Origin of the sequence: Nocardia sp. CDC153 (genome assembly GCF_035818515.1) — a bacterium.
Classification (GTDB): Bacteria; Actinomycetota; Actinomycetes; order Mycobacteriales; family Mycobacteriaceae; genus Nocardia.
In genome coordinates this window covers 954834-972817 of record NZ_JAYKYU010000003.1, presented here as the reverse complement: position 1 = coordinate 972817, position 17984 = coordinate 954834, and the positions used below count along the sequence as shown (strand labels likewise).

Genomic DNA, 17984 nt, shown 5'->3' with positions numbered 1-17984 from the left:
CGACATGACCGAACCACTGCTCGACGTCCGCGACCTGAACGTCTGCTTCACCTCCGAGGGCAAGCGGATCCCGGCGGTGCGCGGCGTGAATCTGACGGTGTACCCGGGCCAGACCGTCGCCATTGTCGGCGAATCCGGCTCCGGCAAGTCCACGACCGCGCACGCCATCATCGACCTGCTGCCCGGCACCGGCCAGATCACCTCCGGCGCCATCACTTTCGACGGCAAGGATCTGGCCAAGGCGTCCAAGCACGACATCGTCAAGGTGCGCGGCAAGGGCATCGGCTTCGTGCCGCAGGACCCGATGTCGAATCTGAATCCGGTGTGGAAGATCGGCTTCCAGATCCGGGAGACCCTGGAGGCCAATGGCATAGCCAAGGGCAAGGCGGCCAAGCAGCGCGCGATCGAACTGCTCTCCGAGGCGGGCATGCCGGATGCGGAGCGTCGGGTCAACCAGTATCCGCACGAGTTCTCCGGCGGCATGCGCCAGCGCGCGCTCATCGCCATGGGTCTGTCGTGTCGACCCAAACTGCTCATCGCCGACGAGCCGACCTCGGCGCTGGACGTGACCGTGCAGCGGCAGATCCTCGACCATCTCGACGGGCTCACCGCCGAACTCGGCACCGCGGTGCTGCTCATCACCCATGACCTGGGCCTCGCGGCCGAGCGGGCCGAGCATCTGGTGGTCATGTACCGGGGTCGGGTGGTGGAATCCGGTCCGGCACTGCAGATTCTGCGCGAACCGCAGCACCTGTACACCAAGAAGCTGGTGAACTCCGCGCCGTCGCTGGCCTCGCAGCGGCTCTCCTCGGTGCGCAAGCGCGCCGAGGTGCGCGAGCAGGCCGTCGCCATGGCCGGGCAGCTGGCCGAGACCGATGCCGAATTCGCCAGTGCCCCCGACGATGTGATGGTGGTCGAGGGGCTCACCAAGGTGTTCCGCATTCGCGGCAACGCACCGTGGAAGTCGACCGAGCTCCGGGCCGTGGACGACGTCTCGTTCACCCTCAAGCGCGGCACCACCACCGCCATCGTCGGTGAATCCGGCTCCGGCAAATCGACTGTGGCGCAAATGGTCCTGGGGCTGCTGTCGCCCACCTCGGGCCGCGTCACCTTCGACGGCCGCGAGGTCGCCACGCTGGATGCCAAGGGCGCGTTCGCATTCCGTCGCCGGGTACAGCCGGTCTTCCAGGACCCGTACGGCTCTTTGGATCCGATGTACTCGATCTACCGCACCATCGAGGAACCGTTGCGCACCCACCGCATCGGCACCCCGAAGGAGCGCGAGGCCACCGTGCGCGACCTGCTCGACAAGGTCTCGCTCCCGGCCTCGGTCATGCGGCGCTATCCGAACGAGCTCTCCGGCGGCCAGCGTCAGCGTGTCGCCGTGGCCCGCGCGCTGGCGCTCTCGCCCGAGGTGGTGGTCTGCGACGAGGCCGTCTCGGCCCTCGACGTCCTGGTGCAGGCTCAGATCCTGCAGCTGCTCAACGAGCTTCAGGCCGAGCTGGGGTTGACCTACCTGTTCATCACCCATGACCTGGCCGTGGTCCGCCAGATCGCGGACGACGTGCTGGTCATGTGTCAGGGCAAAGTCCTCGAGGCCGCTTCCACCACCGAGGTCTTCGACAATCCGCAGTCGGATTACACGCGCCGTCTGCTCGAGGCCATTCCCGGCCGCGACCTGCTGGTGAGTTGACCGGCCGGGTGTCGTGGGTCACCACGGCACCCGGCAGTAGCCTCGTACCTCGTGACCGACCCGCTGCAGCCCCTCGTCGACCTGCCCGGCGTGCGCGACGCCGCCGACAAGGCCCGTGACGCCCTCGCCGAGGTGCACCGCCACCGGGCGAACCGACGCGGCTGGCCCACCACCGCCGCCGAGGCCGCCGTGCGCGCGGCCCGCTCCTCGGCGGCCATCGAGGGCGGCACCATCGACCTGCCCGCCGACGGCCGGGTCGAGGACCCGATCCTCGCGGGCTCGCTGCGCGTCGGCCAGGCCCTCGACGCCGAGGCATTGACCAACCTGGTCGGCGTCTGGCAGCGCGCGCCCCTGCAGGCCCTGGCCCGCCTGCACCTGCTCGCCGCCGCCGACATGGTCGACGACAAAGAACAACTCGGCCGCCCCCGCAATGTCCCCGGCGTCGCCGAACGCCTGGACCTGCTGGCCCAAACCCTCACCACCACAAAGGCCCCCGCGCCGGTGATCGCGGCCGTCGTCCACGGCGAGCTGCTCTCCCTGCGCCCCTTCGGCACCGCCGACGGCATCGTCGCCCGCGCGGCCTCCCGCCTCGTCGCCGTGTCCAGCGGCCTCGACCCGCACAGCCTCGGTGTCCCGGAAGTCTTCTGGCTCCGCCGCCGCCAGGCCTATCTCGACGCGGCCGCCGCCTTCGGCATGGGCACCGCGGAGGGCGTCGGCGGCTGGGTGATCTTCACCTGCGGCGCATTGGAAGACGGTGCGCGAGAGGCCCGTTCGATCGCGGACTCGGCTTCGGGGTAACTGCCTCGGCGGGGGTGTGGGGGCGGAGCCCCATCAAAGTCTTTGGGGGTTCGGGGGCGAAGCCCCTGAGAGTCCGAGAGTTGGTCCCACACATCAAAGCGGGCGGCGTCGTCGCTGTGCGACTTCACCGCCCGCGTAGCACGGACTACCCGGTTACCAAGCGTGCTTCTCGGGTTGTGTTCTAGCGGCCTCGGCGAGCTCTCCAGGATCCGGTGGTTCATCCCCGCTTGGATGCGAGGCCCTCGCCGTCGAAATCCCGGATAACGCAGGCCCACAACTACTCGTGCCCTTGTCGCGGCGTGCTCCGCGTGGGTGCCTGGTGTCCGTGCTGGGAAGGGTGGGATGGGAGGTCGAACCTTCTCTTCCGATCCGATCTTGGCCTTCCGTCCTTCCGTGCATCCATTGTTACCCCGTGACCGCCATCACATCAAGACCTGGGGAAACATTCCAAAAGTCGGCGTGTCCGCCGGTTTTTCGCCCGGGCGTTTCCACTTTGGCGGGTGTCAGCGCCGGCGGCGGAGCAGGCGATAGGTGAGGGCGCCCGCGGCCACCGCGCCCAGGCCGACCGCGGCGGTCGCGGCCACCGTGGTGGTGGTCGGGGCCGGGATGCGGGCCCACAGCGACACCGGATTGGAGAAGGTCAGCACGGGCCAGCCGCGGGCGCTGGCCTCCCGGCGCAGGCCGCGGTCCGGGTTCACCGCCGTCGGGTGGCCGACCACCTCGAGCATGGGCAGATCGGTGATCGAATCGGAGTAGGCGTAGCAGCGCGAGAGGTCGTAATCGTATTGCGCGGCAAGCTTTTCGATCGCCTCGACCTTGCCCTTGCCGTAGCAGTAGAACTCGACTTCGCCCGCGTACTTACCGTTTTCGATGACCATGCGGGTGGCGGCGAAGTGATCCGCGCCCAGTGCCGCGGCGATCGGCGCGACCATCTCCTCGCCCGAGGCCGACACGATGATCACGTCGTGGCCCCGAATGCGATGGTCCGCAATGAGATCCGCGGCTTCGGCGTAGATGAGCGGATCCACGATGTCGTGCAGGGTCTCGGCGACGATCGCGCGCACCTGATCGACATCCCAGCCCGCGCACATCTTGGTGAGATGCTCGCGCATGCGCTCCATCTGGTCGTGGTCCGCGCCCGATAACAGGAACAGGAAGTGCGCGTAACTGCTCTCCAGCACCGCGCGGCGGCTGAGCAGACCCTGGTCCAGAAACGGCTTGCTGAACACGAAGGCACTCGACCTGGCGATCACCGTCTTGTCGAGATCGAAGAAGGCGGCGACTCGTCCGCGTTCGGCTGTCACGCGTCCAGGATATGGTTCGGCGGCGCGTCGTGGGCATCTTGGGCGTGCCGCGCGGGTCTGCGCGATGGACCTGCCCTTTTTCATTCGGCTGACGGACGCGGGTGGCGACGGTCACTTCGGCGGTAGGAATTGTCCGGGTTAGCCAGTTGGAAGCCGAGCCGTCAGGGCGGGAAAAAGACTCGCCGGGCGGACTTGCATTCCCGCCGGGGCTTGGGTGTAGTATCGCAATTACCTGGACATGGTCCAGGCGCGTTCAGCCCGACCCCCCGGGGCTGAACCCGACGGCCCCAGCCTCCTCCCCCCCCGGCTGGGGCCGTCCTCTATTTCCGGACAGGTCCGGCTTCGCTTCCTCGCACCGAGTTCTGCACAGGCCGCGTGTTATCCACACTCGCCGTGCGGGCCCTGTCGCCGACTTCCGAATCGGGCGACGCTGACCAGCATGAACTCCGAAGCCGCCACCCCACCGGCCCTGTCATTGGTCGCCGATCCCCGCTTGCGCGAGGAGATTCGCCGCATTGCCGCCGCGGCCGACCGCGCGCTCGACGAGCGGGTGCCACCGCCGGGCCGTCACGCCTGGGGCGCGGCATCGGTGATCATCCTCGACACCGCCGCCGCGCTTAGCTGTGCATCCGCCGACCACCCCCGCCGCGCCGGAATCCTCCTGGTGACCGACGGCGAGCCGAGTTTGCTCGACTGGCAGGCCGCCACCGCCGCCGGGGCCGAGGCGGTGCTGGCCCTCCCCACCGCGGCCGACGCTCTCATCGCGTCCTTCGCCGCCCACGACGGTCGCCGTCCCGGCGACGGCGCGGTGCTGGCGGTCGCGGGCGCCGGGGCCGGAGCGGGCGCATCGGTGCTCGCCGCGGCCGTAGCCCTCACGGGCGCAGGCCGTTTCCGGGATCGCACGCTATTGGTGGATTGCGCACCGTACGGTGGCGGGCTCGACCTGCTGCTCGGGCTCGAGAAGTCCGCTGGGCTGCGCTGGCCGGATCTCACCATCGAACGCGGTCGGGTGTCGGCATCGACGTTGCATGCCGCGCTTCCGGTTACGTCCGGGCTGGCGGTGCTGGCGTGCGGAAGGGGCGCTCCCGCAAGCGATTCCGGTGGGCTGGATCGTCCGGCGGCCGATGTGGTCCACGCATCCGATGTCGACGCGGTCGAACCCGCCCTCGAGCCGGACGCGCCGGCCGCCGCGCTCTCTCCAGCGGCCGTGCGGGCCGTGATCGAAGGCGGGCGTGCCGCCGGTGATCTGGTGGTCGCCGACCTCTCCAGCGATCACGGGCCGCACACCGATCAGGCGCTCGACAGTGCTGATCTGGTGGTGTTGGTGACCCAGGCCCGGCTGCGGTCGGTCGCGGCGGCGGAGTCGGCGGCTGCCTATCTCGGTGCGCGCAATCCGAATGTGCGGGTGATCGTTCGGGGGCCGTCGCCGGGTGGGCTCACCGCGACCGATATCGCCGCGGCCCTGGGGCTTCCATTACTGGCCACGGTTCCTTCCCAACCCGGGCTCGCCGAGCGTCTGGAACGCGGTGGACTCACCGTTCGCCGCCGCGGGCCGTTGCGCACCGCCGCGGAAACCGCCCTGACGGCGCTGTTCGCGGACTATTCGGAGCCACGCCCCAATCCGGTCCGATCCGAGGCCGCCTGGTGGCGTATCGCGCGCTCACACCACGCGGCGGCGCGGGGGAATCCGACGGGAGCGTCGAAATGACCGGGGCATCGCCGAAACCGCCTATCCGGATGGGGATTTGGCGACCGCGTCGCGGAGCCGGTCGGCTCGGGCGGATCTCCTACTGCCGCATCGCCCGTCCCGATGGCGGGCAAAGCTGGCTCGCCGTCGGCGTGGAGGTGCGCGATGAGTGAACTCGTGACGGCGGCGCTGCTCGAGCGGGTGCGGGAGCGGCTGGCGGAAGGCGCCGCCGATCCCGATCCGGCGCGGGTGGCGGCGGCGATCCGGGCCGAGGCGGGCGGGGTGCTGGCCGACACCGATCTCCTGCGCGCCTTGCGCTTGCTGCAGACCGAGATGACCGGTGCGGGTGTGCTCGAGTCGCTGCTGCACGATGCCGAGGTGGCCGATGTGCTGGTCACCGGGCCGGATTCGGTGTGGGTGGACCGGGGCCACGGTCTGCGGCGCACGTCGGTGCGGTTTCCGGACGAGGCCTCGGTGCGGCGGCTGGCGCAGCGGTTGGCGCTGGCGGCGGGTCGCCGCCTCGACGACGCGCAACCCTGGGTGGACGGCCGGCTGGCGGGATCGGAAGGGGCGCTGGGAGATTCGTTCGGGGTGCGGCTGCACGCGGTGCTGTCTCCGATCGCGCACGGCGGCACCTGCCTGTCGCTGCGGGTGCTGCGGCCCGCCACCTTGGGCCTGGACGCGCTGGCCGCGGCGGGCACGGTGCCGCCGGAGGCGAAGGCCTTGCTGGAGCGCGTTGTTCGAGCCCGGCTCGCGTTTCTGGTGGTCGGTGGCACCGGGTCGGGCAAGACCACCCTGCTGTCCGGACTGCTGGCGAAGGTCGCGCCGACCGAGCGCATCATCTGCGTCGAGGACGCCGCCGAGCTCGCGCCGCCGCATCCGCACGTGGTCCGGCTGGTCGCGCGGCCCGCCAATATCGAGGGCGCGGGGCAGGTGACGGTGCGCGATCTGGTCCGCCAAGCCCTGCGCATGCGCCCGGATCGCATTGTGGTGGGCGAGGTTCGGGGCGCCGAGGTCGTCGATCTCCTGACCGCCTTGAACACCGGCCACGACGGCGGCGCGGGCACGGTGCACGCCAACTCGCCCGGCGAGGTTCCGGCACGGCTGGAAGCCCTTGCGGCCCTGGGCGGTATGCCCGCCGCCGCGCTGCACAGCCAGCTGGCGGCCGCCATCCAGGTCATCCTCCATGTCCACCGCCATCCCGACGGCCGCCGCACGCTCCGGGAGATCGGCGTGGTCACCCCGGTCGACGGCCGGGTGCGCATCACACCCGCCTGGACCGCCGACGGCCGCCCGGCCCCGGCCGCCCCGGCTCTTCGCAACCTCCTCGACGAAAGGACCGCAGATGATTCCCTCGAATGAATCGAGCGATTCGGGTCTGTCGCAGCCGAGCTGTGGTGGTAACGCCTTGTGTCGCAGTCCATTCGGGCTTACCGGATCGAGATTTACCGAGCTCCGGCTGAGCCTGCGTCGCCCGGGCGTCGGGGACGATCTCATCGAAGACCTTGTGGTGGACGATGATTCGGGCCAGGCATCGACGGAGATTCGCTGATGACCCGCGGCTCCGGATCGCTGGCACCGGTACTCGCCTGCCTCGCGTTCGCCTTGCTGGTCGCACCCCCGCCCGCGAGCCGTCTCCGCTTCGAGCGGCTGTTCGTCCGGGCCGGAGAGCGGCGAAAGGCCGTTTCCCGGTGGCTTGTTCGAGCCATGCCCCTCGCCGCCGTGCCGATCGCCGTGCTGGCGGGTCCGGGGCCGGTGGTGGCGACACTGCTGGTGACGCTCACGGTCTCGGTTCGGTACCGACGGGCCCGACGGGAGCGTTCGCGCGCCGATGCGGCCGCCGGCCTGTTGGAAGGCTTGGAGGCGGTGATCGGGGAACTGCGCATTGGCGCGCATCCGAGCGCGGCGGCCCGGGTGGCGGCCCGCGAGACCGAAGGGGAAGTGGCGCGGGCCTTCTCGACCAGCGCCGCCCGCAGTCGGCTCGGTGGATCCGGTGCCGAGGGCCTGCGCCGCCCGGACACGGTCGTGGCCGGTGAGCTGGAACGGGTGGCCGGAGCCTGGCGGGTGGCCGAGCGGCACGGTCTCGCGCTGGCCGACCTGCTCGGCGCGGCCCGCCTGGATCTGCTCGGCCGCAGGCGTTTCCGCGAGCGCACCCGGGCCGCACTGGCGGGCGCCCGTGCCACCGCGACGGTGTTGGCACTGCTGCCCTTGCTCGGCATCGGACTGGGGCAGCTCATGGGTGCCGACCCGCTGCGCGTGCTGTTCCTGTCCCCGGCGGGCACCGTGCTGCTGCCCCTGGGCTCGGCCCTGACCTGTACCGGACTGCTGTGGGCCGATGCCATTACCGACCGGGTGCTGCGATGACCGCGTCGTGGGCCGCCCTGCTCGCGGCCCTGGCCCTGCTGTTGCTGCCGGGTCGGGTCGACGCGGCCCGCCGCCTGCGCCGACTGCGCGACCCCGCGCCCGCGGGGTCGACGTTCGGTAGGGCCGGAACCGAGCCGGACCCACTCGGCGTGGCCTCGACCCTCGACCTGCTGGCGGCCTGCCTGCGCGCCGGATTGCCCACCGCCGCAGCGGCGGCGGCCGTCGCGGCCGAGGCCCCCGAGCCGCTGGCCGGAACGCTGCGCCGGGCCGCCGATCTCCTGACGCTGGGCGCGGATCCGACCATGGCCTGGGCGCAGGCCAGCGCCGGAGTCGCCGACGACTCGGTGGCGGCGCTGGCCCGAATGGCCCGCCGCTCCGCACGCTCGGGAGCCGGATTGGCCACGGCCGTGGCCGAACTCGCGGAGCGCCGCCGCGGCGAGCTCGAGGATGCCGCCGCCGCGCGGGCCGAACGCGCCGGGGTGCTCATCGGCGGCCCGCTGGGCTTGTGCTTCCTGCCGGCCTTCCTGTGCCTGGGGATCGTTCCCGTGGTGATCGGCCTGGCCGGTCGGGTGCTGGAGGGCGGACTGCTGTGACCGAGGACGACTGTGCCGGTGCGGAATCGCCGCACCGGAGCGAGGGAAGGAGTACGCGTGGGATCGACCGTTCGAAACCTGTTCTGGGGAGTGCGAACTCGACTGCTGCATGTTCTCGCTGCCGAAAACGGTATGAGCACGGCAGAATACGCGATCGGGACAATAGCCGCGGCGGCCTTCGGGGCGGTGCTGTACACCGTGGTCACCGGCGACAGCATTGTGAATGCCTTGACCAAGATCATCGACAAGGCGCTGAAGACTCCCGTCAAGTGACGTATGCCACACCACCTTCGTATACCGATGCGGGTATGGCGACCGTTGAAGCGGCCATAGCGCTTGCCGCGCTGGTCGCGGTGCTGTTGCTCGGTGTCGGGGCCCTGCTGACGGTGTCGGCGCAGGTGCGCTGTGTCGACGCCGCCCGCGAGGCGGCCCGGCTGGCCGCGCGGGGCGATTCGGCCGTGGCGGTGTCCACCGCGCGCCGGGTCGCACCGCCCGGTGCCCGGATCGATCTCCGTCCCGATGGCGACTTGGTCGTCGCGGAGGTCAGTGCCCGTGCGACGGTGCTTCCCCTCACCCTGCGGGCGACGGCCGTGGCCGTCCGCGAACCCGGAGAGTCCTGATGAGAACGACCGTCCGGGATCGGCACGACGGCGAGGCGGGAGCGGTGACGGTCACCGCCTGCCTGGCCCTGATCGGCGTACTCATGTCCATGGTCCTGATCGCGCAGGTCGGCGTGGCCGTGGCCGGTCGACATCGGGTGCAGGCCGCCGCGGACCTGGGTGCGCTCGCCGCGGCCGGTGCCCTCGACGGCGGGATCGCGGCGGCCTGCGCCCGGGCGGTCGAGGTGGTGAACCGGATGGGCGCGCGATCGGTGGGATGCGCGGTGCGCGGATGGGATGTGACGGTGACCGCCGAAGGGTGGATTTCGCTGGGTCCGCTGGGGCGTCGGGAGGTGCGCGCGGCGGCGCGGGCGGGCCCGGCGGAGGGCGAGGGGTAGCGAGGCAATATCTCGTACCGAGCGGTTGGTTAGAAATGCGATGGCGCGGACCACATCGGTAGTCGATCAATGTCGAAATTCGATGAATATGATCGGCGAATTGATTGGGTATCGATCACTTTCCAATTCGTTCTCGGAGACTCATTGGAAAGAATGCACAGGTAAATCCGGGGGCGACATTATCGAACGGAGCAACCCCCCAGTTAACAGGATCACATCCCTTTTTAATCGTCTTCGGCCCCTGGCGTGTCGCAGACACCTCCGAGCACTCCGGACCCGCCCGATACCAACCAGTTGACAACGCCGACTGGTTGGTCGGATGGCGCTCCGGTCTCGCTCCGGCGACGGCCGCGTCACGGTTCGGGGGTGCCGCCGTCACCTTCCCCGAGCTCGGTCAGGATTGCCCGCAAAAGCCGTGCCGCACCGGCCTTGTCCAGGGGATTGTTGCCGTTCCCGCACTTGGGTGACTGCACGCAGGACGGGCAGCCGGTGGCGCAGCCACAGGAGTCGATGGCCCCCAGCGTGGCGGTCAGCCAGTGTCGCAGGCGCGCGAACCCGCGCTCGGCGAAACCCGCCCCGCCGGGGTGTCCGTCGTAGACGAAGACCGTGGGCAGCCCGGTATCGGCGTGTTCGGCCGTCGACACGCCGCCGATATCCCACCGATCGCAGGTCGCGACCAGCGGCAGCATGCCGATGGCGGCATGTTCGGCGGCGTGCAGTGCCCCCGCGGCGTGTCGCGCGTCGATTCCGGCCCGGGCCAGCAGGCCCGGCGTCACGGTGTAGAACACCGCCCGGGTGGGCAGCGTCTGCGCGGGCAGGTCCAGCGGAATCATGTCCAGCACTGCGCCGCTGGGCAGACGGCGCAGGTAGCCGATGACCTGCCGGGTCACCAGGACCCGCGCCAAAGCCGTTGTGACCGTGCCGTATCGGCGTTGCTCGGTCACCTCCTCGATCTCCAGCGAGGTCACCGCCCGCGCGCTGGTGCTCCACCCGGGCGTGTCGGCGTGCACCAGCGCGACGCCCTCCTCGAGGTCCAGCTCATCGACCACATAGCTCTCGCCCTGATGCAGATGCACCGCCCCCGGATGCAGGGTGGCCGGGGCCCGCCCGGCATCGGTGGTGCCGAGCATGCGGCCCGATTCCCCGTCCACCACCGCGACCGCGGTGCCGATGCCACCGCGCACGTCGACCGCGTCGTGCGGATGCGCGTCGGCGGTCACGAACCAGCGCGCGGTGCCATCCCGGGCCACGCCGTTCCGTCGCCGGATCAGCCCCTGTTCGGCCAGGTCGGACAGCAGATCCCAGGCTTGGAAGCCATGCACCTCGGCATCGCTGAGCGGCTGTTCCAGGGCCGCGCACAGCAGGTGCGGCCCGAGCACGTACGGGTTGTGCGGATCGGTGATGCTGGCTTCCAGCGGCCGCCCGAGCAGGGCCTCCGGATGGTGCACGAGGTAGGTGTCCAGCGGGTCGTCCCGGGCGATGAGCAGCACCAACGACCCCTGCGTGCGCCGCCCGGCGCGTCCGGCCTGCTGCCAGAAGGAGGCCACCGTGCCCGGATATCCCGCCACCACAACGGCATCCAGGCCCGCGATGTCCACGCCCAGTTCCAGGGCGTTCGTGGTGGCCGCGCCCAGCAGCGAGCCCTCCGACAGCGCGGTCTCCAAGGCCCGCCGATCCTCGGCCAGATACCCGGCACGATACGCCGCGACACGCCCTGGGAGCTGGGCGTCCACGTCCGCGAGCAGGCGTCGCGTGTCCATGGCCACCAGTTCGGCCCCGCGCCGCGAGCGCACGAAGGTCAGCGTGCGCGCCCCCTCCGCGACCAGATCCGCCATGACCGTCGCGGCCTCCGCACCGGCCGAACGCCGCACGGCCGCACCGTTTTCCCCGGTCACACCCGCTCCGAGCAGGGGCGGCTCCCAGAGCGCCACGGTCCGCGACCCCTGCGGCGACCCGTCCTCGGTGACCGCGACACACGGTGCGCCGATCAGCTTTTCGGCGGTGGCCGCGGGGTCGGCGGTGGTCGCCGAGCACAGCACGAAAACCGGATCCGCCCCGTACCGCGCGGCGAGTCGCCGGAGCCGACGCAGCACCAGCGCCACGTGTGACCCGAAAACCCCACGGTAGATATGACATTCATCGACCACGACGTACCGCAGTTGCCGGAACAGCCGCGCCCAGCGCTGATGCGACCGCAGCATGCCGACGTGCAGCATGTCGGGATTGGTGAACACCCACCGCGCGTGCGCGCGCACCCACTGCCGGATCTCCGCCGGCGTGTCGCCGTCATAGGGCGCGGGATGCACGTTCCGCAGCGGATCTTCGCTGGTCAGCTCGTTGACCATGCGCAACTGGTCGGCCCCCAGCGCCTTGGTCGGGGAGAGATACAGCGCCGTGGCCCGGGGATCGGCCTGCAACGCGGTCAGGACGGGCAGCTGATACGCCAGCGATTTCCCGGACGCCGTTCCGGTCGACACCACCACGTGCCGCCCCGCCGCGGCGAGGTCCGCGGCCCAGGTCTGGTGGCTCCACGGCTCTTCGATTCCGGCCGCCTGAACTGCGGCGATGACCTCCGGAGATGTCCATTCGGGCCATTTTGTGATCTGCGCCGCGCGCGGCGGCAGCTCGGTGACGTGAGTGAGTCGGCCGTCGCCTGAAACGCCGCCATTTAGGACACGATTCAGCAACGATCTCCCGTAGCTGATGTCGCTGTTGTCTCCGGTCCGTCGCGGCTGATCTTCATCTTTCATCGAGTCGTCACCGCGACACGCCCAACGGGTGCGAAAGGTGTGTGCGCCCGCCGCTCTACCTGCCATTTCACTACCGAGTAGCGGCCTGTCTCACACCCGGTTTGCCAGATGCTCGCTCTGTTATCTGGAAGCAAACCAACTTCAAGTACGGATTTGGGCATTATGCCCCTCACCTGCGCATTCGCAAGATCAACTTTTTTGCAAATTGTGGGTAACTCGGCTGTTGAATTGCCCGAAGACATGGTTCACTGGTTCCTGGTCGCAAGCTTCTGTGTTCGAGGGAACGGATCCAAAGTCCAAACCATCAGCAGGATCGATGTTGCGAACGGTGTACTGGGTGATTCCTGCAGGGGGAACAGAGTACAGCGGTCGGAACGGACCCGGTGGATGAACCTACTTGTCCGCCGTTCCGGTATGGAAAGAGAAGGAACAGAATGGCACAGGGAACTGTGAAGTGGTTCAACGCGGAGAAGGGGTTCGGCTTCATCGCGCCCGAGGACGGCTCCGCTGACGTCTTCGTCCACTACTCCGAGATCCAGGGAACGGGCTTCCGCACCCTCGAGGAGAACCAGAAGGTCGAGTTCGAGGTTGGCCAGGGCACCAAGGGCCCGCAGGCCACCGGTGTTCGCGCGCTCTGAGAGCGAGCCAACCCACAGGTTCCGTCCCCCATCGCCTCCGGGCGGTGGGGGACGACCCATATCTGGACCCATTACACTCGATCACGATCAGGGGCTACATCGTCGCCGCGCACCAGCCGCGGCCTTTGAACACGGTATAAACGTTGCTGGCAGCGATATCGGACATCGCAGCCGTTTGCCCCAGCCGCGGTAGAGCGCGTACACCAGCTCCGACGCGGATCGAGACGAAAGGTGTGTTCGCCGGTGGCAACACGAGACCGCGGTGCAGCGCCGAACTCCCAGGCAGCGCCCGACCAGGGCCGTTCCCTGCGTCGTCTCGTGATTGTCGAGTCGCCGACGAAGGCCAAGAAGATCGCCCCCTACCTGGGCCGCGGTTACGTGGTCGAGGCGTCGGTCGGTCATATTCGGGACCTGCCGCGCGGTGCGGCGGATGTGCCCGCCAAATACAAAGGACAGCAGTGGGCGCGCCTCGGCGTGGATGTCGATCACGACTTCGAGCCCATCTATGTCGTCAGCCCCGATAAGAAGGGGAAGGTCAGTGAGCTGAAGAGCCTGCTGGCCGACGCCGACGAGCTCTACCTCGCCACCGACCCCGACCGCGAGGGCGAGGCCATCGCCTGGCATCTGCTCGAGACGCTCAAGCCCAAGGTGCCGGTGCGGCGCATGGTGTTCCACGAGATCACCGAGCCGGCCATTCAGGCCGCCGCCGCGGACACCCGTGAACTGGACCAGGACCTGGTCGACGCGCAGGAGACGCGGCGCATCCTGGACCGGCTCTACGGCTACGAGGTCTCGCCGGTGCTGTGGAAGAAGGTCATGCCGCGACTGTCGGCGGGCCGGGTGCAGTCGGTGGCGACGCGGGTCATCGTGCAGCGGGAGCGCGAACGCATGGCGTTCCGGTCCGCGGAGTACTGGGACATCGCGGCCAAGTTCGATGCGGGCGGTAGCGAAGAGGGCGGGAATCCGCGGGTCTTCGGTGCGCGCCTGGTCGGTGTCGAGGGCGCGCGCGTGGCGACCGGTCGTGATTTCGGATCCGACGGGCAGCTGAAGTCGCAGGGCGTCGTCGTGCTCGATGCCGGGTACGCGCAGCGGCTGGCGGAATCGCTGCACGGGGTGGACTTCACGGTCACCTCGGTGGAGTCCAAGCCGTACACGCGAAAGCCGTACGCGCCGTTCATGACCTCGACGCTGCAGCAGGAGGCCGGGCGCAAGCTGCGTTTCACCTCCGAGCGCACCATGCGGGTGGCGCAGCGGCTTTACGAGAACGGCTACATCACCTATATGCGTACCGACTCGACGACCCTGTCGGAGTCGGCCATTCAGGCGGCGCGGGCGCAGGCCACCCAGTTGTACGGCGCGGAATACGTGAGTCCCACACCGCGCCAGTACAACCGCAAGGTCAAGAACGCGCAGGAGGCACACGAGGCCATTCGTCCGGCGGGTGACACCTTCGCCACGCCGGGGCAGCTGCACAACAAGCTCGACGGCGACGAATTCCGGCTGTACGAGCTGATCTGGCAGCGCACGGTGGCCTCGCAGATGCAGGACGCGCGCGGCACCACCTTGACGGTGCGGATCACCGGCGTCGCGAATTCCGGTGAGGAGTGCGTGTTTTCGTCCTCCGGCCGGACCATCACCTTCCCGGGCTTCCTCAAGGCGTACGTGGAGAGCGTCGACGAGGAGGCGGGCGGCCAGTCCGATGACGCCGAATCGCGGCTGCCGGCGCTGACCGAGGGCCAGGGTGTCACGGCGGTCGAACTGCTGCCGGACGGGCACACCACCAATCCGCCGGCGCGATTCACCGAAGCCTCGCTGATCAAGGCGCTGGAAGACCTTGGCATCGGCCGTCCTTCGACCTACTCCTCGATCATCAAGACGATTCTCGACCGCGGGTACGTGTACAAGCGCGGTAGCGCGCTGGTGCCGTCGTGGGTGGCGTTCGCGGTGATCGGGCTGCTCGAGGAGCACTTCGGGCGACTGGTGGACTTCGACTTCACCGCGGCCATGGAGGATGATCTCGACGCCATCGCCGGTGGGCGCGAGCAGCGCGGAAACTGGTTGTCCTCCTTCTATTTCGGCGGTGATCACGGTGCCGAGGGTTCGGTGGCGCGCTCGGGCGGCCTGAAAAAGATGGTGGGCGAACGGCTCGACGGCATCGACGCGCGAGAAGTCAACTCCATCAAGCTGTTCGGCGATGCCGAGGGGCGCGATGTGGTGGTGCGGGTCGGCAAGTTCGGGCCGTATCTCGAGCGCATGATCGTCAATCCCGATGACCCGGATGGGGATCCGATCTCGCAGCGGGCCAACCTGCCCGATGATCTGCCGCCGGACGAGCTGACACCGGAGGTCGCGGAGAAGCTGTTCGCGACGCCGCAGGAAGGTCGCTCGCTGGGTGTCGATCCGGCGACGGGGCACGAAATCGTCGCCAAGGAGGGGCGTTTCGGGCCGTACGTCACCGAGATCCTGCCCGAGCCCGCCGACGATATCGACACCGGCGCGAAGAAGACCGCCAAGAAGGCGGCCGACAAGCCCAAGCCGCGCACCGGATCGCTGTTCAAGTCCATGAGCGTCGAGACGGTGACCCTGGACGAGGCGCTGAAGCTGCTGTCGCTGCCGCGTGTGGTGGGCGTGGATCCGGCCTCCGGGGACGAGATCACCGCGCAGAACGGGCGGTACGGGCCGTACCTGAAGAAGGGCACGGATTCGCGCTCGCTGACCGGCGAGGATCAGATCTTCACGGTGACGTTGGAGGACGCGCTCAAGATCTACGCCGAGCCCAAACGGCGTGGCGGGCAGTCGGCCAGCGCGCCGCCGCTGCGTGAGCTGGGTGTGGACCCGGTGTCGGAGAAGCCGATGGTGATCAAGGACGGGCGGTTCGGCCCGTATGTCACCGACGGTGAGACCAATGCCAGCCTCCGCAAGGGCGATGAGGTCGAGTCCATCACCGATGCGCGGGCCTCGGAGCTGCTGGCGGATCGGCGGGCGCGCGGGCCGGTGAAGAAGGCCGCGAAGAAGACGGCCAAGAAGGCGGCGGCGAAGAAGACCGCGGCCAAGAAGACCGCGGTGGCCAAGACCGTGGTCAAGAAGGCGGCCGCGAAGAAGGCGGCGGCCAAGACGGCCGATGGCGTCACCACCAAGAAGGCCGCGGCGGCCAAGAAGGCTCCGGCGAAGAAGGCCGCTGCCAGCGCCAAGTCCTGAGCGCAGACGATCGAAGCGCCCCCGTCATCGCGGGGGCGCTTCGCTTTTTCGACGGTTTCGTGTCGGTGTCCTGCCGTAGCGTGAGCGCTGGAATTCGAACCAGCGGAAGGACATTCGATGACCGTCGACCATGAGCGTGAAGAACTGATCAAAATTCTCGACAGTCAGCGGGAGATGTTCCGGATCACCCTCCGGGGCATCGATGACGCACAGGCGCGCGAGCGCACCACGGTCAGTGAACTCACCCTCGGCGGTCTGCTCAATCACGCGGTGAATGTGGAGCGGCACTGGACCACGATCCTGGTCGAGCGCGATCCGAACTCCGAATTCGATGTCTCCCGAATGGATTCCGAGTACCGGCTGGGCCCGGACCAGACGGTGGCCGGATTGCTGGCGGAGTGGGACGCGGTCGCCGAGCACACCGCCAAACTGATCCGCGAGCTACCGAACCTCGAGGATTCGGTGCCGACGCCGACCGCGCCGTGGGCTCCCGAACGCGTCCACCTGACCGTCCGCTACATCCTGCTGCACATTCTGCGGGAGATCGCGCACCATTCCGGCCACGCCGACATCATTCGGGAGTCGCTGGACGGGGCCAACACCACGTATCAGCGCGCCAACTGACCGTCGGCCGGGCTGTCGGGGGTGGCGGCTAAGGTTGTCGGCGTGGCGGGTGTCTTCGATCGACTGGTCGGCCAGGGAGCGGTCGAGTCCGAGTTGACGGCTGCGGCGGTGGCGGCACGGGATGGGGCCGGATCGTCGTCGGCCATGACGCATTCGTGGTTGTTCACCGGGCCGCCCGGATCGGGGCGCTCGGTGGCCGCCCTGTGTTTCGCCGCGGCTCTGCAGTGCACCGATGCGGGGACGCCCGGCTGCGGGCGCTGCCACGCGTGCACCACGACCATGGCCGGAACGCACGGCGATGTGCGGCGTGTGGTGCCCGAGGGTCTGAGCATCGGCACCAAGGAGATGCGCGAGATCGTGCAGGTGGCCTCGCGGCGGCCGAGCACCGGGCGCTGGCAGGTGGTCGTGGTCGAGGATGCCGACCGGTTGACCGAGGCGGCGGGCAATGTGCTGCTCAAGGTGGTGGAGGAGCCGCCGGAGCGGACGGTGTTCCTGCTCTGCGCGCCCTCGGTGGATCCGGAGGATATTTCGATCACGCTGCGATCCCGGTGCCGCCATGTGCATTTGGCCACGCCGTCGGTCGCCGCCATCGCGCAGGTGCTGCGGGATCGGGACGGCATGGACGCGAAGGTCGCCGAGTGGGCGGCCTCGGTCAGCGGCGGCCATGTCGGCCGGGCCCGGCGACTGGCCACCGACGATCAGGCCCGCGCCCGGCGCAAGCGAGCCTTGGCCCTGGTCACGGCCACCGCACGCCCCGCCGCGGCCTACGCTGCCGCCGATGAGCTGGTGAAGTCCGCCGACGATGAGGCCAAGCAGGTCAGCGCCGAGCGGGACGAGAAGGAACGCGAGGAATTGGCCGTCGCGCTGGGCGCGGGCGGCACCGGCAAGGGCGCGGCCTCGGCCACCCGCGGTTCCGCGGGCGCGCTGAAAGAACTGGAGAAACGCCAGAAGTCGCGCTCCACCCGCACCGGCCGCGACGCCCTGGACCGCGCCCTCATCGACGTGGCGGGCATGTACCGCGACGCCCTCGCCGTCCGCTTCGGCGCCGCCACCCCCGGCTCCTCCGCCGGTGTCGTCCTCACCCACCCGGACATGGCCGACCAAATCCGCGAGCTCGCCACCGACGTCCGCCCCGAGGGCCTGCTCCGCTCCATCCAAGCCGTCCTCGACTGCCGCGAAGCCCTCGAAACCAACGTCAAGCCCCGCTTCGCCCTAGCAGCCATGGCCGCCGCCCTGATAGCGGCCCGCTCCGCCTGACCCACCGTGTCCCCGGTGACCACGACCACCCGTTTTCGCGAAACGGGCACGAGACGATAGACTCGCGAGCGCCGCAAGGCA

Annotated in this window: 15 protein-coding genes; 13 read left to right on the top strand and 2 right to left on the bottom strand. The window is 69.4% G+C overall.

The window, feature by feature from the left end; all coding sequences use genetic code 11:
* The first annotated feature begins 4 nt into the window (after positions 1–4).
* Both VMT65_RS21120 and VMT65_RS21115 read left to right on the top strand, forming a co-directional pair.
* On the top strand, positions 5–1693 hold the full coding sequence (locus tag VMT65_RS21120; RefSeq protein ID WP_326310029.1) for an ABC transporter ATP-binding protein: 1689 nt from the start codon (positions 5–7) through the stop codon (positions 1691–1693).
* A gap of 51 nt (positions 1694–1744) precedes the next feature.
* Entirely contained in the window at positions 1745–2491 is a 747-nt protein-coding gene (locus VMT65_RS21115) for an oxidoreductase (protein ID WP_326310028.1), read from the top strand.
* A gap of 503 nt (positions 2492–2994) precedes the next feature.
* Here the strand turns inward: VMT65_RS21115 and VMT65_RS21110 are convergent.
* Entirely contained in the window at positions 2995–3795 is an 801-nt protein-coding gene (locus VMT65_RS21110; protein WP_442790272.1) for an HAD family hydrolase, read from the bottom strand.
* Between the two features lie 439 nt (positions 3796–4234).
* Between VMT65_RS21110 and ssd the strand changes: the two genes are divergently transcribed.
* The 7 genes from ssd (at position 4235) to VMT65_RS21075 (ending at position 9436) form a co-directional block, all read left to right on the top strand.
* On the top strand, positions 4235–5503 hold the full coding sequence (ssd, locus tag VMT65_RS21105; protein WP_326310026.1) for a septum site-determining protein Ssd: 1269 nt from the start codon (positions 4235–4237) through the stop codon (positions 5501–5503).
* A gap of 144 nt (positions 5504–5647) precedes the next feature.
* Positions 5648–6844 (top strand): TadA family conjugal transfer-associated ATPase, encoded by a 1197-nt coding sequence (locus VMT65_RS21100; RefSeq protein ID WP_326310025.1) that lies wholly within the window; start codon positions 5648–5650, stop codon positions 6842–6844.
* A gap of 189 nt (positions 6845–7033) precedes the next feature.
* Positions 7034–7846, top strand: coding sequence for a type II secretion system F family protein (locus tag VMT65_RS21095; RefSeq protein ID WP_326310024.1), 813 nt, complete (start codon positions 7034–7036; stop codon positions 7844–7846).
* Entirely contained in the window at positions 7843–8439 is a 597-nt protein-coding gene (locus tag VMT65_RS21090; RefSeq protein ID WP_326310023.1) for a type II secretion system F family protein, read from the top strand. Before VMT65_RS21095 ends, VMT65_RS21090 begins: the two co-directional genes overlap by 4 nt.
* Positions 8440–8496: 57 nt before the next feature.
* Positions 8497–8712 (top strand): DUF4244 domain-containing protein, encoded by a 216-nt coding sequence (locus VMT65_RS21085; RefSeq protein ID WP_326310022.1) that lies wholly within the window; start codon positions 8497–8499, stop codon positions 8710–8712.
* 35 nt (positions 8713–8747) lie between these two features.
* A complete protein-coding gene (locus VMT65_RS21080) occupies positions 8748–9059 on the top strand; it encodes a TadE family type IV pilus minor pilin (RefSeq protein WP_326310021.1) in 312 nt (103 codons plus the stop codon).
* The gene (locus VMT65_RS21075; RefSeq protein WP_326310020.1) at positions 9059–9436 is read left to right on the top strand and encodes an Rv3654c family TadE-like protein; all 378 of its coding nucleotides are present in this window, start codon (positions 9059–9061) and stop codon (positions 9434–9436) included. The genes VMT65_RS21080 and VMT65_RS21075 overlap by 1 nt, the downstream gene beginning before the upstream one ends.
* A 353-nt stretch (positions 9437–9789) precedes the next feature.
* Here the strand turns inward: VMT65_RS21075 and VMT65_RS21070 are convergent, their stop codons facing one another.
* Positions 9790–12186 (bottom strand): DEAD/DEAH box helicase, encoded by a 2397-nt coding sequence (locus VMT65_RS21070; RefSeq protein ID WP_326310019.1) that lies wholly within the window; start codon positions 12184–12186, stop codon positions 9790–9792.
* Positions 12187–12620: 434 nt separating this feature from the next.
* Here VMT65_RS21070 and VMT65_RS21065 point away from each other — a divergent pair, with 434 nt between their 5' ends.
* The 4 genes from VMT65_RS21065 to VMT65_RS21050 all read left to right on the top strand — a co-directional run bounded on the left by VMT65_RS21065 (position 12621) and on the right by VMT65_RS21050 (position 17903).
* Positions 12621–12824, top strand: coding sequence for a cold-shock protein (locus VMT65_RS21065; RefSeq protein ID WP_033089373.1), 204 nt, complete (start codon positions 12621–12623; stop codon positions 12822–12824).
* Positions 12825–13142: 318 nt separating this feature from the next.
* Positions 13143–16022 (top strand): type I DNA topoisomerase, encoded by a 2880-nt coding sequence (gene topA, locus VMT65_RS21060; RefSeq protein WP_326310325.1) that lies wholly within the window; start codon positions 13143–13145, stop codon positions 16020–16022.
* Between the two features lie 117 nt (positions 16023–16139).
* Positions 16140–16646, top strand: coding sequence for a DinB family protein (locus tag VMT65_RS21055; protein WP_326310018.1), 507 nt, complete (start codon positions 16140–16142; stop codon positions 16644–16646).
* Between the two features lie 42 nt (positions 16647–16688).
* A complete protein-coding gene (locus tag VMT65_RS21050; protein ID WP_326310017.1) occupies positions 16689–17903 on the top strand; it encodes a DNA polymerase III subunit delta' in 1215 nt (404 codons plus the stop codon).
* Positions 17904–17984: the final 81 nt, after the last annotated feature.

Excerpts from the sequence above, each read along its gene's own strand:
- VMT65_RS21120 (WP_326310029.1), top strand. The coding sequence starts at position 5 with ATGACCGAACCACTGCTCGACGTCCGCGACCTGAACGTCTGCTTCACC.
- ssd (WP_326310026.1), top strand. The coding sequence starts at position 4,235 with ATGAACTCCGAAGCCGCCACCCCACCGGCCCTGTCATTGGTCGCCGAT.
- VMT65_RS21100 (WP_326310025.1), top strand. The coding sequence starts at position 5,648 with ATGAGTGAACTCGTGACGGCGGCGCTGCTCGAGCGGGTGCGGGAGCGG.
- VMT65_RS21095 (WP_326310024.1), top strand. The coding sequence starts at position 7,034 with ATGACCCGCGGCTCCGGATCGCTGGCACCGGTACTCGCCTGCCTCGCG.
- VMT65_RS21090 (WP_326310023.1), top strand. The coding sequence starts at position 7,843 with ATGACCGCGTCGTGGGCCGCCCTGCTCGCGGCCCTGGCCCTGCTGTTG.
- VMT65_RS21080 (WP_326310021.1), top strand. The coding sequence starts at position 8,748 with ATGGCGACCGTTGAAGCGGCCATAGCGCTTGCCGCGCTGGTCGCGGTG.
- VMT65_RS21075 (WP_326310020.1), top strand. The coding sequence starts at position 9,059 with ATGAGAACGACCGTCCGGGATCGGCACGACGGCGAGGCGGGAGCGGTG.
- VMT65_RS21070 (WP_326310019.1), bottom strand. The coding sequence starts at position 12,186 with ATGAAAGATGAAGATCAGCCGCGACGGACCGGAGACAACAGCGACATC.
- VMT65_RS21065 (WP_033089373.1), top strand. The coding sequence starts at position 12,621 with ATGGCACAGGGAACTGTGAAGTGGTTCAACGCGGAGAAGGGGTTCGGC.
- VMT65_RS21055 (WP_326310018.1), top strand. The coding sequence starts at position 16,140 with ATGACCGTCGACCATGAGCGTGAAGAACTGATCAAAATTCTCGACAGT.